19 protein-coding genes and 1 pseudogene are annotated in these 13,440 nt (G+C 43.5%); 5 read left to right on the top strand and 15 right to left on the bottom strand.

Translation table 11 applies throughout. The features are described from left to right. Positions 1 to 11 precede the first annotated feature (11 nt). Together apaG and dusB are read right to left on the bottom strand one after the other, a co-directional pair. Positions 12 to 398 (bottom strand): Co2+/Mg2+ efflux facilitator ApaG/CorD, encoded by a 387-nt coding sequence (gene apaG, locus KXD93_RS09510; protein WP_258136823.1) that lies wholly within the window; start codon positions 396 to 398, stop codon positions 12 to 14. Positions 399 to 532: 134 nt separating this feature from the next. After that, complete coding sequence (gene dusB / locus KXD93_RS09505; protein ID WP_258136822.1) at positions 533 to 1,537, bottom strand: tRNA dihydrouridine synthase DusB; 1,005 nt, start codon at positions 1,535 to 1,537, stop codon at positions 533 to 535. Between the two features lie 37 nt (positions 1,538 to 1,574). On the opposite strand from dusB, the gene KXD93_RS09500 reads away from it, so the two are divergent. From KXD93_RS09500 to KXD93_RS09480, 5 genes and pseudogenes are all read left to right on the top strand, one after another. After that, positions 1,575 to 2,513 carry a CPBP family intramembrane glutamic endopeptidase gene (locus tag KXD93_RS09500; protein ID WP_258136819.1) on the top strand — a complete coding sequence of 313 codons (939 nt, stop codon included), beginning with the start codon at positions 1,575 to 1,577 and terminating at the stop codon, positions 2,511 to 2,513. After that, entirely contained in the window at positions 2,513 to 2,725 is a 213-nt protein-coding gene (locus KXD93_RS09495; RefSeq protein ID WP_258136817.1) for a putative signal transducing protein, read from the top strand. The genes KXD93_RS09500 and KXD93_RS09495 overlap by 1 nt, the downstream gene beginning before the upstream one ends. After that, a complete protein-coding gene (locus KXD93_RS09490; protein ID WP_258136816.1) occupies positions 2,722 to 3,540 on the top strand; it encodes a phosphatidate cytidylyltransferase in 819 nt (272 codons plus the stop codon). The genes KXD93_RS09495 and KXD93_RS09490 overlap by 4 nt, the downstream gene beginning before the upstream one ends. 53 nt (positions 3,541 to 3,593) lie before the next feature. Continuing rightward, positions 3,594 to 4,247: pseudogene (locus KXD93_RS09485) on the top strand (phosphatidylserine decarboxylase family protein); the annotation flags it as partial. 264 nt (positions 4,248 to 4,511) lie between these two features. Beyond that, positions 4,512 to 4,982, top strand: a complete 471-nt coding sequence (locus KXD93_RS09480) for a hypothetical protein (RefSeq protein ID WP_258136814.1) — start codon at positions 4,512 to 4,514, stop codon at positions 4,980 to 4,982. Between the two features lie 11 nt (positions 4,983 to 4,993). Here KXD93_RS09480 and KXD93_RS09475 read toward each other — a convergent pair whose 3' ends face one another. The 13 genes from KXD93_RS09475 to KXD93_RS09415 form a co-directional block, all read right to left on the bottom strand. Then, entirely contained in the window at positions 4,994 to 7,018 is a 2,025-nt protein-coding gene (locus KXD93_RS09475) for a PAS domain S-box protein (RefSeq protein WP_258136812.1), read from the bottom strand. 192 nt (positions 7,019 to 7,210) lie between these two features. Further along, complete coding sequence (locus KXD93_RS09470) at positions 7,211 to 7,579, bottom strand: type II toxin-antitoxin system VapC family toxin (RefSeq protein WP_258136810.1); 369 nt, start codon at positions 7,577 to 7,579, stop codon at positions 7,211 to 7,213. An 8-nt stretch (positions 7,580 to 7,587) separates the two neighbouring features. After that, on the bottom strand, positions 7,588 to 7,809 hold the full coding sequence (locus KXD93_RS09465; RefSeq protein ID WP_258136809.1) for a hypothetical protein: 222 nt from the start codon (positions 7,807 to 7,809) through the stop codon (positions 7,588 to 7,590). Positions 7,810 to 7,969: 160 nt separating this feature from the next. After that, positions 7,970 to 8,317, bottom strand: coding sequence for a 50S ribosomal protein L19 (gene rplS, locus KXD93_RS09460; protein ID WP_258136808.1), 348 nt, complete (start codon positions 8,315 to 8,317; stop codon positions 7,970 to 7,972). Between the two features lie 222 nt (positions 8,318 to 8,539). Beyond that, positions 8,540 to 8,773, bottom strand: coding sequence for a hypothetical protein (locus tag KXD93_RS09455; protein WP_258136807.1), 234 nt, complete (start codon positions 8,771 to 8,773; stop codon positions 8,540 to 8,542). 4 nt (positions 8,774 to 8,777) lie between these two features. Continuing rightward, positions 8,778 to 9,269 (bottom strand): hypothetical protein, encoded by a 492-nt coding sequence (locus KXD93_RS09450; protein ID WP_258136805.1) that lies wholly within the window; start codon positions 9,267 to 9,269, stop codon positions 8,778 to 8,780. A 43-nt stretch (positions 9,270 to 9,312) separates the two neighbouring features. Next, positions 9,313 to 9,906 (bottom strand): RNA polymerase sigma factor, encoded by a 594-nt coding sequence (locus tag KXD93_RS09445; RefSeq protein ID WP_258136804.1) that lies wholly within the window; start codon positions 9,904 to 9,906, stop codon positions 9,313 to 9,315. A gap of 154 nt (positions 9,907 to 10,060) precedes the next feature. Continuing rightward, a complete protein-coding gene (gene trmD / locus KXD93_RS09440) occupies positions 10,061 to 10,738 on the bottom strand; it encodes a tRNA (guanosine(37)-N1)-methyltransferase TrmD (protein ID WP_258136803.1) in 678 nt (225 codons plus the stop codon). A 220-nt stretch (positions 10,739 to 10,958) separates the two neighbouring features. Continuing rightward, a complete protein-coding gene (locus KXD93_RS09435) occupies positions 10,959 to 11,363 on the bottom strand; it encodes a VOC family protein (RefSeq protein WP_258136801.1) in 405 nt (134 codons plus the stop codon). Then, complete coding sequence (locus KXD93_RS09430; RefSeq protein WP_258136800.1) at positions 11,353 to 11,778, bottom strand: VOC family protein; 426 nt, start codon at positions 11,776 to 11,778, stop codon at positions 11,353 to 11,355. The genes KXD93_RS09435 and KXD93_RS09430 overlap by 11 nt, the downstream gene beginning before the upstream one ends. A gap of 51 nt (positions 11,779 to 11,829) precedes the next feature. After that, complete coding sequence (locus KXD93_RS09425; RefSeq protein ID WP_258136799.1) at positions 11,830 to 12,030, bottom strand: helix-turn-helix transcriptional regulator; 201 nt, start codon at positions 12,028 to 12,030, stop codon at positions 11,830 to 11,832. Between the two features lies 1 nt (position 12,031). After that, positions 12,032 to 12,916 carry a hypothetical protein gene (locus KXD93_RS09420; protein ID WP_258136798.1) on the bottom strand — a complete coding sequence of 295 codons (885 nt, stop codon included), beginning with the start codon at positions 12,914 to 12,916 and terminating at the stop codon, positions 12,032 to 12,034. Further along, the gene (locus KXD93_RS09415; protein WP_258136796.1) at positions 12,913 to 13,350 is read right to left on the bottom strand and encodes a hypothetical protein; all 438 of its coding nucleotides are present in this window, start codon (positions 13,348 to 13,350) and stop codon (positions 12,913 to 12,915) included. The genes KXD93_RS09420 and KXD93_RS09415 overlap by 4 nt, the downstream gene beginning before the upstream one ends. Positions 13,351 to 13,440 lie beyond the last annotated feature (90 nt).

Raw genomic sequence — 13,440 nt, 5'->3', positions numbered from 1 at the left:
TGGAACAAAAATTAATTCATTCTGTATGGCGCTATCAGGTAAAATTCAGGAATCTGTACATTGAATGTCGAATTATCCATTAGTCGCGACATCTGGTATTCGCCCTTCATGCTGCCCATGTCTGTTTTTAGGTTACAGCCTGACACATATTCATGTGCCTCACCCGGTTCAATAACCGGTTGCTGGCCAACAACACCTTCGCCCTCTACTTCGCGTTTTGCGCCGTTCGAATCGAAAATATACCAATGCCTTCCTAAAAGCCTGACTGCATAATTGCCCATATTCTCAATTTTTACCTTGTAGGCAAACATAAAATGGTCATTAGCAGGGTTTGAATACTCAGGCTGATAAATGGTTTCTACCGAAACTTTAACGCCGTCTGTAATAGTAGTAACCATATAAACAATCTTTAAATTCAAATATATATTATCCATTCAAATATCAAGCCATATTTGAATTTTTTTTTATGGAAGAGTTATAAGTCTTTAGTTCCAAGGCTAAAGTCTTCTTTCTTTCGGCTCAGGACTTTAGACTAAAGACTCATGGCTTCTTCCGCGTACCTCGGATTTTGGCTTACTTCATCCAAAATTTCCATTACATCCTCATACGTTCCGGCGGTAACCAGGCGCATTCGGTATTCCTTAAAGTTCTCAATCCCCTTAAAGTAATTGCTGTAATGCCTGCGCATTTCAAAGATCCCTGTCTTCGGTCCTTTCCATTCCATGGACTTTTGCAGGTGGGTTGTACACGCATCTATACGTTCGGCAATGGTGGGTTTTTCCAGGTATTCGCCGGTTTTAAAGTAATGTTTTATCTCGCGGAAGATCCACGGGTAACCAATTGCCGCACGACCGATCATCATCCCATCCACGCCAAATTCCATGCGCCACTCTGCCGCTTTTTGGGGCGAGTCGATGTCTCCGTTCCCAAAAATGGGGATTTGTATTCTCGGGTTTCTTTTTATCTGGCGGATCAGTTCCCAATTGGCTACGCCCTTATACATCTGGGCGCGGGTACGGCCATGTATGGTCAGTGCTTTTATGCCTACATCCTGCAGACGCTCAGCAACTTCGTAAACGTTTTTTGTATTATCGTCCCAGCCGAGGCGGGTTTTTACGGTTACCGGCAAATGTGTAGCTTCAACAACCGCTTTGGTCATGGCCACCATTTTGTCAATATCCTGTAATAAGCTAGCGCCGGCGCCGCGGCAGGCTACCTGTTTTACCGGGCAGCCATAGTTAATGTCCATCAGATCGGGCTTTGCCAGCGTGGCAATTTCAGTCGCTTCACGCATATGGTCGATATCGCTCCCAAAGATCTGGATGCCTATTGGGCGCTCGTACTCAAAAATATCAAGCTTCTGGCGGCTTTTTGCTGCATCGCGAATCAATCCCTCGCTCGAGATAAATTCGGTGTACATCATATCGGCCCCATTTTTTTTGCACACGTAACGGAAGGGAGGATCGCTCACATCTTCCATCGGCGCCAGCAAAAGCGGGAATTCACCTAAATCAATATTTCCTATTTGTACAGACATCCTTTATCTTCGTGCAAAAATACGTATTTTAAGCCGGATGATAAATACACCGTACAAACAGTTAGATAAGCGTGACAAATTTAACCTTAGTCCCGGTTTGCAGTTTTTAGTTTTCTTTGGAATTGCCCTGTTTACCCTCGTTTTATGTTCCATGATCGGCATGGGTATTGTATTCGCGCTTTACGGTTTAAAAACCATGACCGCCCTGGGTACGCTGGACGTTAATGCCCCACATTTTGTTGCTGCCTTATGGATAGTACAAATAACAGGTACCACCCTCCCCATCTTTGGTGTTTCTGTTTTATTTGCAAAGGTATTTACCAACAACCCGGGCGATTATATTAAACCCTCGTTCCGCTTTCCGTGGTTATTACTGGTGATCGTTTTCGTGCTGATGTTTGTTTCAAATCCGCTAATAGAACTTTTATCAAACATCAACCAAAAAATGGTTTTACCTCACTGGCTGCAATGGATGCGTGAAAGCGAGGATAGCGCACAAAAGGTAATGAACGCCATGCTGAACATGAACAGCATTTCGGATGTAATCATAGATGTATTGCTGGTTGGGCTGCTTACTGCTATTGTGGAGGAATTTATGTTCCGGGGCGTAATACAAACCATATTTTTCAGGTGGACAAAAAATGTACATGCCGCTGTCTGGATCACTGCTATTTTGTTTAGCGCCTTCCACATGGAGTTTTTTGGCTTTTTGCCGAGGCTGTTGCTGGGTGTTTTCTTTGGTTATTTTGTGGCCTGGAGCGGCAGCATCTGGACAGGGGTTTGGGCCCACTTCATAAACAACGCAACCGATGTTGTTGTAACATACCTTTACCAGCATAAAATTATCGCCGGCGACCCTAACGAGCAACACATGTTTACCTATATAGGTTATACTGTAAGTTTTATTTTGGTGATGATACTGATGTATGCCTATAAAGGAGTAGCCACAGCAAAAGTTCAAATCCCGGTGGAGTGATGGAGAAGAACTGGATAAAAATCTTTGTATCATCCAATTATTACCAGTCAGAAATGGTGAAACAAGCACTTACCTGGCACAATATCGAGGCGGTTTTAATGAATAAGCAGGACTCGTCACACCGCAACTTCGGCGAAATTGAAGTTTATGTTCACCAGGCAGATTTTAGCAACGCAATTGAAATTATAATTCTGAATCAAATTACCTCATGAAAACACGCGCCATAACCGGCTTCTTTTTTATTATAGTGATGCTGGCATCGGTGCTGCTGGGTCCGTATGTGTTTGGTCCTTTTTACCTGGTGTTAAGCGTATTTTGTCTCGTAGAGTTTTATTCGCTGGTAAAGCAGGGAGGAATTAGCCCCAATTGGGTAACAGGTATAATTTTTGCCATACTAACATTTATTAGCGCCGGCCTGGTAGCCATGAGCGATAACGACCCGGGTTGCTATGAGTTTCTGCTGGTTATTATTCCTTGCGTGGTAGCTATATTTATACAGGAACTGTTTAAAAAAACCAGTTCACCCTTCACAAATATTGCCTACACCGTTTTCGGGGTCATATTTGTTGTTTTACCGATGGTGTTTTTCTATGCTATGGCGTTTGTAAACAGGATCACCGGTTTTGACTTTCATTTCCCGCTTGCTTTTTTAATAATGCTTTGGGCCAATGATACCGGCGCCTATCTTACAGGCCGGGCGTTTGGGCGCACTAAATTATTTGAACGCCACTCGCCCAAAAAAACTTGGGAGGGCTTTGTGGGTGGAGTTTTAATAAGCGCAGGTGCGGCATTTATCCTGGCCCATTTTTACACTGAGCTTAAATGGAGCCAATGGGTTATTATAGCCGTATTGATCTCGTTCTTCGGCACCACCGGCGATCTTATAGAGTCGATGTTTAAACGCAGTATTAATGTTAAAGATTCCGGCGGTATTTTACCCGGGCATGGTGGCTTGCTCGATAGGTTCGATGGATTATTTTTAGCGGCTCCAATTGTATATACTTACCTTTACTTAATTTCAAATTAGTAGTTTTGCAAAATTATCAGCACACGATAACACCATAAGAAACAACCCCAATGATGACTTTCCACAAAGAGGGATATACTTCCTTAGCCATTTGTATTTTGTTCATAGCTATACTAAATGCATTTATATCATTTTACTTTCCCGAGGCGCATGTTATCAAATGGATAGCTTACATCCTTTCGTTTTTTCTTTTTGTAATCATCGTACAATTCTTTCGCAGCCCGAAGATCAGCATTGATGCGCATGACAAGCATGTGCTTTGCCCTGCAGATGGCAAGGTGGTTGTAATTGAAGAAACTGTTGAAACCGAATTTTTGAAGGATAAAAGAATCCAGCTTTCGGTGTTTATGTCGCCCATAAATGTGCACATTAACCGAAACCCGATTGCAGGCGTTGTGAAATACTTTAAATATAATCCCGGCAAATACCTGGTGGCCTGGCACCCAAAATCATCAACCGAAAACGAGCGTACCACAATTGCTATCGAGAATAAGGAGGGCGTAGTGGTGTTGTTCCGCCAGATAGCAGGCGCGCTTGCACGCCGCATTGTATGGTATGTAAAGGAGGGCGATGTAGTTGGCCAGGGTGAGCAATTCGGCTTTATAAAATTCGGATCGCGGGTTGACGTTTTTTTACCGTTGGGCACCAAAATTAATGTTGAGCTTGGCCAGGTAGTAAAAGGTGGTAAAACCATACTGGCTGAACTGGCTGATAAACCGGAACCTGTAAAAGCGGCCCCTGCACCAGCCAAAACCAAAGCAGATGCTGCTGATGCCTTTGAAGATGTAAAAGCTTCCCGGCCGGTTAAGACCACAATAAAGAAGAAATAAGCCTCATAGATTTTAGATTTGACAACTTTTTAAAAGTTGTCAAATCTCTTTCCGGTTCGTTTTCTAGCTTCCGATCCCTTCCAGTATTTGTAATAAAATTTCCGATATTTAGATTGATATTTTACCCAAAGGATCTAAATAATGAGAAAGAATTGCCTTTATCTTGCAGTGGGTCTTACAATCTGCTTTGTAGCTTTCGCGTCAGCCTCAAAAAACAGCAATCTAACGTCGCAGCTTATTGGTGAGTGGCGAAATGTTTATGTGAAAATAACACTTCACAATAAAACCAAACCGGTGCAAACCATGGAGGCCGATAGCACCAACTGGGAAGCCAGGCTTGGTATTAAACCCATCCGCACACACTTTATGGAGGATGGCACTTATTATTCGGAATACCGGAATGGCAAGGATAGCATTTTAAGGCGGCCATCAGGTATGTGGAGCATAAAAGGCGACTCACTTACCATAACGCAGCTAAAACCCGATAAAAGCGTATTAAAAGTGCAGGTAAAGATTAGTAATGACCATGCTACCTTTAGCGGTCTGATTGATTTTGATGGGGAGGGTGTATGGAATGATGAATATTTCGGGATCCAGAAAAAATTTAAATAGGTCTTGAATTCTTAAGTTAGCTCCTGATCTAACGGAATCTCGAAAAAGAAGGTGGAACCATTGCCTTGTCCGCTTTCTACCCACAACCTCCCCTTATGCCTGCTGATGATCTCCTTGCTGATGAATAAGCCTATCCCGAGGCCCGAGATATGGGTAGCCATGTCTTCAACCCGGTAAAACCTTGTGAAGATCCGCTCCTGCTGTTCCTTGCTTATTCCCAGGCCAAAATCCTGAACGGCGACAACGGCCTTATTGTTAGCCATTGATACCGAGATGTTAACCAGATCGGCCCCCGGGGAGTATTTTACAGCGTTCGACAGCAAGTTGATGATCACCTGCTCGATCCTTTGCTTATCCGCAGTAACCATCAATTTATTGCCCCCCGGATTTAATACCAGCCGGTGTGTTTTGGTGGAGTATTGCATTACCTCGGTAACTTCGTGCAACAGCTGCAACAGGTCGAAGCTGGTGAAGGAGAAGGGGAGTTGCCCGGTTTCAATTTTTGATACATCCAGCAGGTCCGAAATCAGGTCCGAAAGTTTGTTTATCTGCGCCAGTGCTTTTTCTATAAAGCTTTTATTTACATCGTCGGCGGGCAGGCGCCGGTTAATGATCTGCAAATAACCGCTCAGGCTGGTTACCGGGGTTTTTAACTCATGGCTTGCAAGGCCTATAAACTCATCTTTCTTTTCGTTGAGTTTTTGGATCTCTTCATATAGCTTGGCGTTTTCAAGGGCAATAGCGGCCTGTGTCGCTACGCTTTCAATAATAGCCTCATGGTGACTGGTAAATTTCCCAGCCTCGGGGTGTCCATAAAATAACCCGCCTATCACCGCACCTGATTTTGAAATTACGGGTACGGCCAGGTAGCTCACTACCGGTAAGTGTCCTTTGGGCATCCCAAAATGTGGACTGTTTTTGCCGTAGCGAGGGTCCTTTGTTATGTCATCGACCCTTACAGTGCCTTCGCCGTTAAAAGTGGGGCTAAAAACGGCGGTATTACGCGGCATTCCAAATTTTTCAAAGGCCTCCCTGGGCGCTCCCGACAGAGTGAACAGTGTGTACGATTCACCATGTTCATCAAATTTATTGTAAAAGAACGCGCCGAAGGCTGCGCCTGTAACCTGCGTGGTAACATCAGTAACCTGTTGCAGGATGTCCTGCACAGCCAGGCGTTCAGAAATCATTTTACCAACTATATTTAGTGTTTCAAGATTGCTTGCATAGCGCTGCAGGCTTTCTTCAGCATTTTTTTGCCGGGTTATATCACGTGCAATTTTTGAGGCGCCTATTACTTCCCCTTTTGTGTTCAGGATAGGCGATATAGTTAGCGAAACCGGAATTTCTGTACCGGCCTTAGTTAAGCGATAGGTTTCATAATGTTCCACTTTTTCGCCGTGCCTTATTTTCGAAATTATTTCCTCTTCCTCCTGCCTGCGGTTTTGGGGAATAATAAGGGTAATATGGTTTCCCACCGCCTCCTGCTCCTTATAGCCAAACACCCGCTCAGCCGAGTCGTTCCAGGTTGTTATTGTTCCATTAAGAGTTTTACTTACTATCGCATCTTCCGACGATTCAATGATGGCGGCAAGCATGGCTTGTTTGCCCTCGCTGTTTCTTTGCTCGGTTACATCTATCAGTGTATTAACTGCGCCAATTAGTTCACCCGAGTCATTAAAGGTTGGTACCGGGAATGGCAGCACATTAAGCCTTGTTCCGTCGGGTCGTTGTATAATTATCTCTTCACCTTCAAGGGCAATGCCTTCTTTTAAAGTACGTGCCATAGGGCAGCTATCCAGGTTCAGCGGTTCGCCGTTAAGCTGAAATATCTTCCATGATCCGCACCAAAGGTCCTTGCCAATTTCGGGTGTACGGCCCCATAGGTTTACGGCAGCCTGGTTAAAAGAAGTAATAAAACCCTCTTTATCGCAAGAATAAATGGCAATTGGTAAATTATCAAAAAGCTGCCCTGTAAGTTTATTAAATGCAGTTGGTAATTCTTTTTTTTGCAATTTACCGGGTCTTTGTGTTATCATACCATTTGTTGTGATCAATTAACAAAAAATATTCCTGTATGTTTTATACCTTCCGGATTTTAGGGAATGCCCGATGTTTTTAAATTACAAAAATAAAAACAACAAAAAAGCCTCCCCGGAAAACCGGAAAGGCCAATGTATTTTGTTCACACCTTTTAAGAAAACCAGTAAAGACGGAAGAGACCTTTTAAATCAAATTAGTTGTATGCCGGGAATAAAGTTAAAGTCTTTAATATTATAAGTGAAAAGAGGGATTTGGTAAATTACTGCCGTCGCGCCGATGATCGCATCTGGTATTTGAAGACCGTGGCTCAACTTAAAATTCTCAATAAGACTACTTGCCATTTTGGATGTATTGATATCAATATCGATAACATCATAGAATTTTATTTTCTTCTTTAACTGAGCCAGTTCAGTTTTATTGCTCATTCCCTGGTAGAGTTCCATTACTGTAATGACGGATAGCACAACCTGATCTAACCCAATATCATTTAAACGGCTTATCGTTGTTTGCCTTCCGTTAAAAGCGTGAATAAGTATATTGGTGTCGCACAAAACCATGGTAAACTTTATGGTTTTCTTTGCCAGGCATCTCTACGGATATTTTCGAGTGATTTGGGAGCTTTCGCCCAAATCCCAAATAAGCTTTTAGGATTTATTTTTTTATCCCCTTTGATGATAGGTGCATTACTTTCATCTGAAGAGACAACTCTAACAGTGCTAAATGTCTTGAATAAGGCAGATAGCTTTTCCATTTCGTTTTTGCTGTCTATTTCAATGGTTATTCTCATAACAAGATTGTCATTATTATAACAAATATACAATTAACAACTGCTATTTTATAATGAGGTATTTTATCGACATGCAAAAAATCAATCCCACGAAAAAAGCCTCCCCGGAAAACCGGAAAGGCCAATATACTTTCTCCACTCCCCTTTAGGGGTTGGGGGCTTAAACTCTTTTTGATTTGATACGGGCTGCCTTGCCTGTAAGGGCACGCAGGTAGTAAAGTTTAGCACGGCGTACTTTACCGAAGCTGTTTACTTCAATTTTATCAATGTTTGGCGAGTTGATAGGGAATATACGCTCAACGCCAATACCGTTTGATACTTTGCGAACAGTAAAAGTTTCAGTATTACCTGCGCTGTTACGTTGAATAACAACACCCTGGTAAACCTGGATACGTTCTTTATTTCCTTCCCTGATTTTATAATGTACACTCACTGTATCGCCAGCCTTAAAGGTTGGAAGTTCTCTTACTACTACTGATTGTTCTTCAACAAATTTTACTAAATCCATGATTTTTAGCTCTTAAAAGCGATTTTTAACCCGTAAAAATCGGAGTGCAATAATAGGAAAATTATTTAACATATAAAAATGGATTTTAAAAATTTCCACATTTTATGTTTTGTTAACAATGAGGGAGTTGATTAGGTTGATTAAGTTGGATTGAGTTGATTAGGTTTTTGCCTGGCTTTATCCAGTTTTCAACTCAATCTAACCCATTCAACTCAACCCAACTTAATCAACTTTCTTCCTAGCCTCGGTAAAATAGCCGATAATTGAATACACAACACCGATCAGTAATAAATTGAAAACAAAATTTATCATCGTATCGCTTCCTGAGTGTGAGCGGCCATCTATATCGATAAATGTGTAAACCGCATAAGCAGTTGCCATACCCAGGATAACCCAGCCAATTATTGATGCCGGTAAATAGATGATTCCCTTGCGTGTAAACCAGTTTAATTTCATAGCATTAATTTTTTAAGGAGATTGATTCTGTCATTGCGAAACTTATGAAGGCAAACAAAATGGCCAGGCTTAATAATATGAGTATGATGTTCCATATTTTAACCTTTATGGTCACGCTGAATTCCCTTACTTTTATTTGGTCTGGGTCGGGCTTGTCTACCCGTACGTGCATTATTGACAGCACATTGATAATGATGCAGATAATTGGCAACACTACTAATATTATCGGCGCCAGGAAATCGAGGTACGGCGTTTTTTCCATGCTTACTATCAGCGCAAACATGGCCGAAAACCAGTTCATGTGCGCATGGAAATGATAGTACATAAATACACAAAATAAAAAGTAGCAGGGTACAACAATTAGCCACACCCCCAGCGCCGCCGAGCGCTCCGCATTCATTATGGCCATTTTTACCACTTTTGGATGTTTGCGCGGATCAATGTCCGGCACCTGTAAATTTTCCATCGTCTTTAAAAATTCGTCCTTGTCTTCCATGTTAATTGTACTTATAATGCAAAGCCGGCATTCGGTTGCAGTGTTAAAGCATATTTCTTAATTTTTCCAGTCCACGCGATAGCAGCGACTTAACAGTTCCTTCATTTTTATCTAGAATGGCGCTTATTTCGGTGTTTGTTTTTTGCTCAAAGTAGCGCAGGGCAATTACTTCCTGGTATTTCAGATCAAGCTTCAGCATGTTGGTGCGGATGACGTTATAATTGTTAAAGGCCCGCAATTCCTTTTCCATTACTTCGCGTTCGTCATCATCCTGCTGGTGCAGCAGCTTTTCCATCTGCGGATTTTCCAGTAATTGCTGCAACGATTGGGGTTTATATTTGCTGCTGCGGTAGTACTGGTTAAGCTCATTGCCTGCAATGCGGTATAACCAGGCCGAAAGACTGACACCCCGCCAGCGAAAGCCATTTATCTTTAAAAATGCTTTAAGAAAAGTTTCGGCAGCAATATCTTTCGATAGATCGTAATCAGCAGTTCGGCGCATGATGTACCCAAAAACAGGCTTATACCACAAATCGAACACCTGCCCGAAGGCGGCAGGATCAGCGTGACATTGTTCAATAAGTTCTTTTTCCTGTTCGGGGTTCATGGTTGCAACGCTATAATGCAGGATAGGCATTTTGGTTGCAATCTAATTTAGGGATTATTTATGTTGAACCAGGGATATAATTGTAGGGGCGTATCGCATACGCCCTATTCATTATTCCTAACCACAACTGTAGGAAACGCGTTTGAGGGCGTATGCAATACGCCCCTACGGTTAAATGGAAAATCTACTCATCCAACAAATCCGGCCTTCTTGCCCTGGTCCGCTCCACGGCCTGGTCAAAGCGCCATTTTTCAATTTCGGGGGTGTTGCCGCTCAGCAGGATATCGGGAACTTTATGGCCGTTCCAGTCTGCCGGGCGGGTGTAAACAGGCGCATCCAATAAGCCATCCTGGAAGGAATCTGACAGGGCCGAGGTTTCGTCAGACAATACACCCGGGATCAGCCTTACTACTGCATCAACCAATACAGCTGCGGGCAGCTCGCCGCCTGATAATACATAGTCGCCAATAGAGATCTCGCGGGTAACATAAATATCGCGGATGCGCTGGTCGATGCCCTTATAATGGCCGCAAAGTATAATGACATTTTTTTTGCCGGAGAGCTGGTTTGCGATGGCCTGGTTCAGCGTTTCACCATCCGGCGACATGAAGATCACCTCGTCATATTCGCGCTCCGACTTTAGCTTTTCGATACAAGCTGCAAAAGGTGGGATGGTCATTACCATGCCGCTGCCGCCACCGTAGGGATAGTCATCAACGCTTTTCTGTTTGCTGGTGGAGTAGTCGCGCAGGTTGTGTACCACAATTTCCGAAATGCCCTTTTTTTGCGCACGCTGTAAAATGGAATGTGCAAAAGGACTTTCAAGCAGGCCGGGCAAAACAGAAATGATATCAAAACGCATGGCGCAAAGATAGGAAAGATGTGCGGATGATGGATGTGCGGATGTGCGGATGAAAAAGTGTTTGTGATGTTTTGGGTATTAAATTCACGTCATGCCGAACTTGTTTCGGCACCCCATACTAAAGGTCTGCTCTTTGCTAAATCTACAATTTGCCAGGTATTAGCACGGTGTAGACTTAGCAAATGAGGTGCTGAAATAAATTCAGCATGACGCAGGTGGCTTACAATGGCCGGCAAATTTCCCAGTGATGCCCGAAGGGATCAATGATATGCCCTAAGCGGTAGCCATAGTCCTGGTCGGCAACGGGGTAAACTTCGATGGCTCCGGCTGCTATGGCGCTGGCTGCAAAGGCATCGGGATTGGCTACGATCAATCCCATGCGGATAGGGATGGAGCCGGCCTTTTCCGGTGTTGGATGCTCCGCCTCCGGCGATCCGTCAGCAACAAAAAATCGTGCGCCATTAATGGAAAGTTCGGCTACAATGGCGCCGTCGGGGTCTTCAACGCGCATCAGTTCCTGCGCATTAAATGCCTTTTTATAAAATTCAACTGCGGCTACGCCATTGCTTACCGACAGGGTAGGCCTGATGGCGGTTATAAACTCATCAGCAGGATTATTTTCCATAGTTTTGGTTGATTAAGATGTCGGGGTTAAATATTTTTTCAATGGTCCAGTGGTGGCCGAAAGGATCGACTATTTCGCCCTGACGGTAGCCGTAATCGTAATCCTGCACCGGAGATTTGGCCGTTGCTCCTGCCGCCACCGCCTGCGCGAATACCGCATGTACATCATCAACCATTAAGCCAACGGTCACCGTTGTTCCGTTATGTTTCCCCGGACTAAAAGCATACGATCCCGGCATTTGTTCGTGGATGTGAAACAAAGCCCCGTCTATTTTAAGGCCGGCTACATGTACCGATCCGTCATCATTATTAAGCCGCCATTGCTCAACGGCATTAAAGGCTCTGGTGTAAAAGCTGATGTCAGTTACCCCGTTTGGAATAACCAGCTGCGGTGTAAAAGCGGTTTTGGTTTCCATAATATTTTTACTTTTTTCCTCTCCTGATTCTTGTCTCTTGACTTCTTGATTCTAATCCCCCTCCTCCAGTATAAAGATTTCCTCAAGCGGCTTGCCAAATATTCTTGAAATTTTTAATGCAAGCACAGTTGAAGGTACGTATTTATTGCTTTCGATGGTATTGATGGTTTGGCGCGATACGCCTACGGCATCAGCAAGATCGGCCTGGGTTATATTTTTTATAGCGCGTTCAACGCGAATGTTGTTCTTCATGTCAGATGCTTTTAATTTCGGCCTGCCTCGAGATGCGGTACACCTTAAAGTTAAACCATATGAGAAAAATGAGCGGAATGGTTACCAGGTTCACCAGCTGAACCCCAAGGAAATCGACACCGAAAACAAAGAAGTTTGATAACAGCAGGATGGCATAATTTACATATACAGCTATCTGCATGGCTTCCAGCCGGGTGGAAGCTATGAATTCGTCCTCTTCCTTTTCGCGCGAATAAACCCATAACAGCAGGCTAAGCGGCAATATAGATAGCATATAGTAACCGGAATCGTCACCTTTAAATGCAAAAAGGGCTATCGTGGCCGCAATAATGATTACGGAGATCCATTTTCCTAAAAAACGGTAGGGCTTATTCGGCAGGAAATGTACCGGTTTTATATCAAACTCATTTTTATTGCGCAATAATAAAAAGTAAAAGCGGCCGGTAAAAATAAGTAATGGCGCAAACAGGTTGTAGCTATAAAAGTCGAAGTTTTTGGTTAAATTATCGATTATTCTGCTAAGCGCCGGATTCTTGAGCCACGAACCAAAAAGCGTGATAACAATTATAAAGGCATACAAAATATAATTTACCAGGATGGCCCAGTACAAGGCATTCAGCCGCATTTTGGCCGTAAGTTCGTCCTCTCTTTTTACGCGGGAAAATGCGATTAACAGTAGGCCTATGATCACCAGCGTCAATGCCAGCTCATTGGTAAAGTTCTCAATTGCCGGCAGAAAAAATGTGCCCTGAGTTCTTAACTTAAGCCCGAAGCCCGGGATCTCGTAATTTTGATAAAGTACAAAATAACCCAAAATAAAACCGGGAATAGCCAGTAGTACCCCCAGGTACTTTAATCTGGCCGGAAATAATAGCGGCGTTTTCATATGGCTTCCTCCCTTGCTGAACGGTTTAACCTGAAGATCACCCACCGGAACCTGATGTAGAAAAACACCAGCGGTATCCACAGGTTCAGGTGCAGGATGTCCTTAAAATCCTGTTGATTGGCGAATACCAGGGACGTGATCAGGATAAGATAGTTGAGGTAGATGGCCCACTGCAATGAATCGGCCCGGAGTTGGGCGATCTGCTCGTCCTCGATCTTCTCCTTTGCGAATGCTACCAGCACCAGCCCGGTCAGCATGAGCAGCGAAGTGGCGATGAAAAATAAATGGTGCGGACTAAAGATGCCCGGTTCATCCGGCAGGTTATGCGGATCGAACCCGAACGATTTTCCGAACAGGATAATCGGGATGTGAAACACAATGCAGGCAAACCCCAGGTACCTGCACCAGTAAGGAAATAAGAAGCGTGTTTTCATTGTTTGTAAAGTTTGATTTACCAAATGTAAAACAAACTTTACAAATGTCAAAGAAACTTGACAAAATAATTTTTGGCTTTTTCGCGGCCT

Origin of the sequence: Mucilaginibacter phenanthrenivorans (assembly GCF_024721155.1) — a bacterium.
Lineage (GTDB): Bacteria > Bacteroidota > Bacteroidia > Sphingobacteriales > Sphingobacteriaceae > Mucilaginibacter > Mucilaginibacter phenanthrenivorans.
This window is presented reverse-complemented; position numbering and strand designations above follow the sequence as displayed.

What these genes read in the sequence shown, in the direction of transcription:
- dusB (WP_258136822.1), bottom strand. Translation starts at nt 1,537, where the DNA reads ATGTCTGTACAAATAGGAAATATTGATTTAGGTGAATTCCCGCTTTTG.
- KXD93_RS09465 (WP_258136809.1), bottom strand. Translation starts at nt 7,809, where the DNA reads ATGAGAATAACCATTGAAATAGACAGCAAAAACGAAATGGAAAAGCTA.
- apaG (WP_258136823.1), bottom strand. Translation starts at nt 398, where the DNA reads ATGGTTACTACTATTACAGACGGCGTTAAAGTTTCGGTAGAAACCATT.
- KXD93_RS09455 (WP_258136807.1), bottom strand. Translation starts at nt 8,773, where the DNA reads ATGAAATTAAACTGGTTTACACGCAAGGGAATCATCTATTTACCGGCA.
- KXD93_RS09500 (WP_258136819.1), top strand. Translation starts at nt 1,575, where the DNA reads ATGATAAATACACCGTACAAACAGTTAGATAAGCGTGACAAATTTAAC.
- KXD93_RS09475 (WP_258136812.1), bottom strand. Translation starts at nt 7,018, where the DNA reads ATGATAACACAAAGACCCGGTAAATTGCAAAAAAAAGAATTACCAACT.
- KXD93_RS09415 (WP_258136796.1), bottom strand. Translation starts at nt 13,350, where the DNA reads ATGAAAACACGCTTCTTATTTCCTTACTGGTGCAGGTACCTGGGGTTT.
- KXD93_RS09495 (WP_258136817.1), top strand. Translation starts at nt 2,513, where the DNA reads ATGGAGAAGAACTGGATAAAAATCTTTGTATCATCCAATTATTACCAG.
- KXD93_RS09430 (WP_258136800.1), bottom strand. Translation starts at nt 11,778, where the DNA reads ATGGAAACCAAAACCGCTTTTACACCGCAGCTGGTTATTCCAAACGGG.
- KXD93_RS09450 (WP_258136805.1), bottom strand. Translation starts at nt 9,269, where the DNA reads ATGGAAGACAAGGACGAATTTTTAAAGACGATGGAAAATTTACAGGTG.
- KXD93_RS09470 (WP_258136810.1), bottom strand. Translation starts at nt 7,579, where the DNA reads ATGGTTTTGTGCGACACCAATATACTTATTCACGCTTTTAACGGAAGG.
- KXD93_RS09435 (WP_258136801.1), bottom strand. Translation starts at nt 11,363, where the DNA reads ATGGAAAATAATCCTGCTGATGAGTTTATAACCGCCATCAGGCCTACC.
- trmD (WP_258136803.1), bottom strand. Translation starts at nt 10,738, where the DNA reads ATGCGTTTTGATATCATTTCTGTTTTGCCCGGCCTGCTTGAAAGTCCT.
- KXD93_RS09420 (WP_258136798.1), bottom strand. Translation starts at nt 12,916, where the DNA reads ATGAAAACGCCGCTATTATTTCCGGCCAGATTAAAGTACCTGGGGGTA.
- KXD93_RS09425 (WP_258136799.1), bottom strand. Translation starts at nt 12,030, where the DNA reads ATGAAGAACAACATTCGCGTTGAACGCGCTATAAAAAATATAACCCAG.
- KXD93_RS09445 (WP_258136804.1), bottom strand. Translation starts at nt 9,906, where the DNA reads ATGCCTATCCTGCATTATAGCGTTGCAACCATGAACCCCGAACAGGAA.
- KXD93_RS09490 (WP_258136816.1), top strand. Translation starts at nt 2,722, where the DNA reads ATGAAAACACGCGCCATAACCGGCTTCTTTTTTATTATAGTGATGCTG.
- KXD93_RS09480 (WP_258136814.1), top strand. Translation starts at nt 4,512, where the DNA reads ATGAGAAAGAATTGCCTTTATCTTGCAGTGGGTCTTACAATCTGCTTT.
- rplS (WP_258136808.1), bottom strand. Translation starts at nt 8,317, where the DNA reads ATGGATTTAGTAAAATTTGTTGAAGAACAATCAGTAGTAGTAAGAGAA.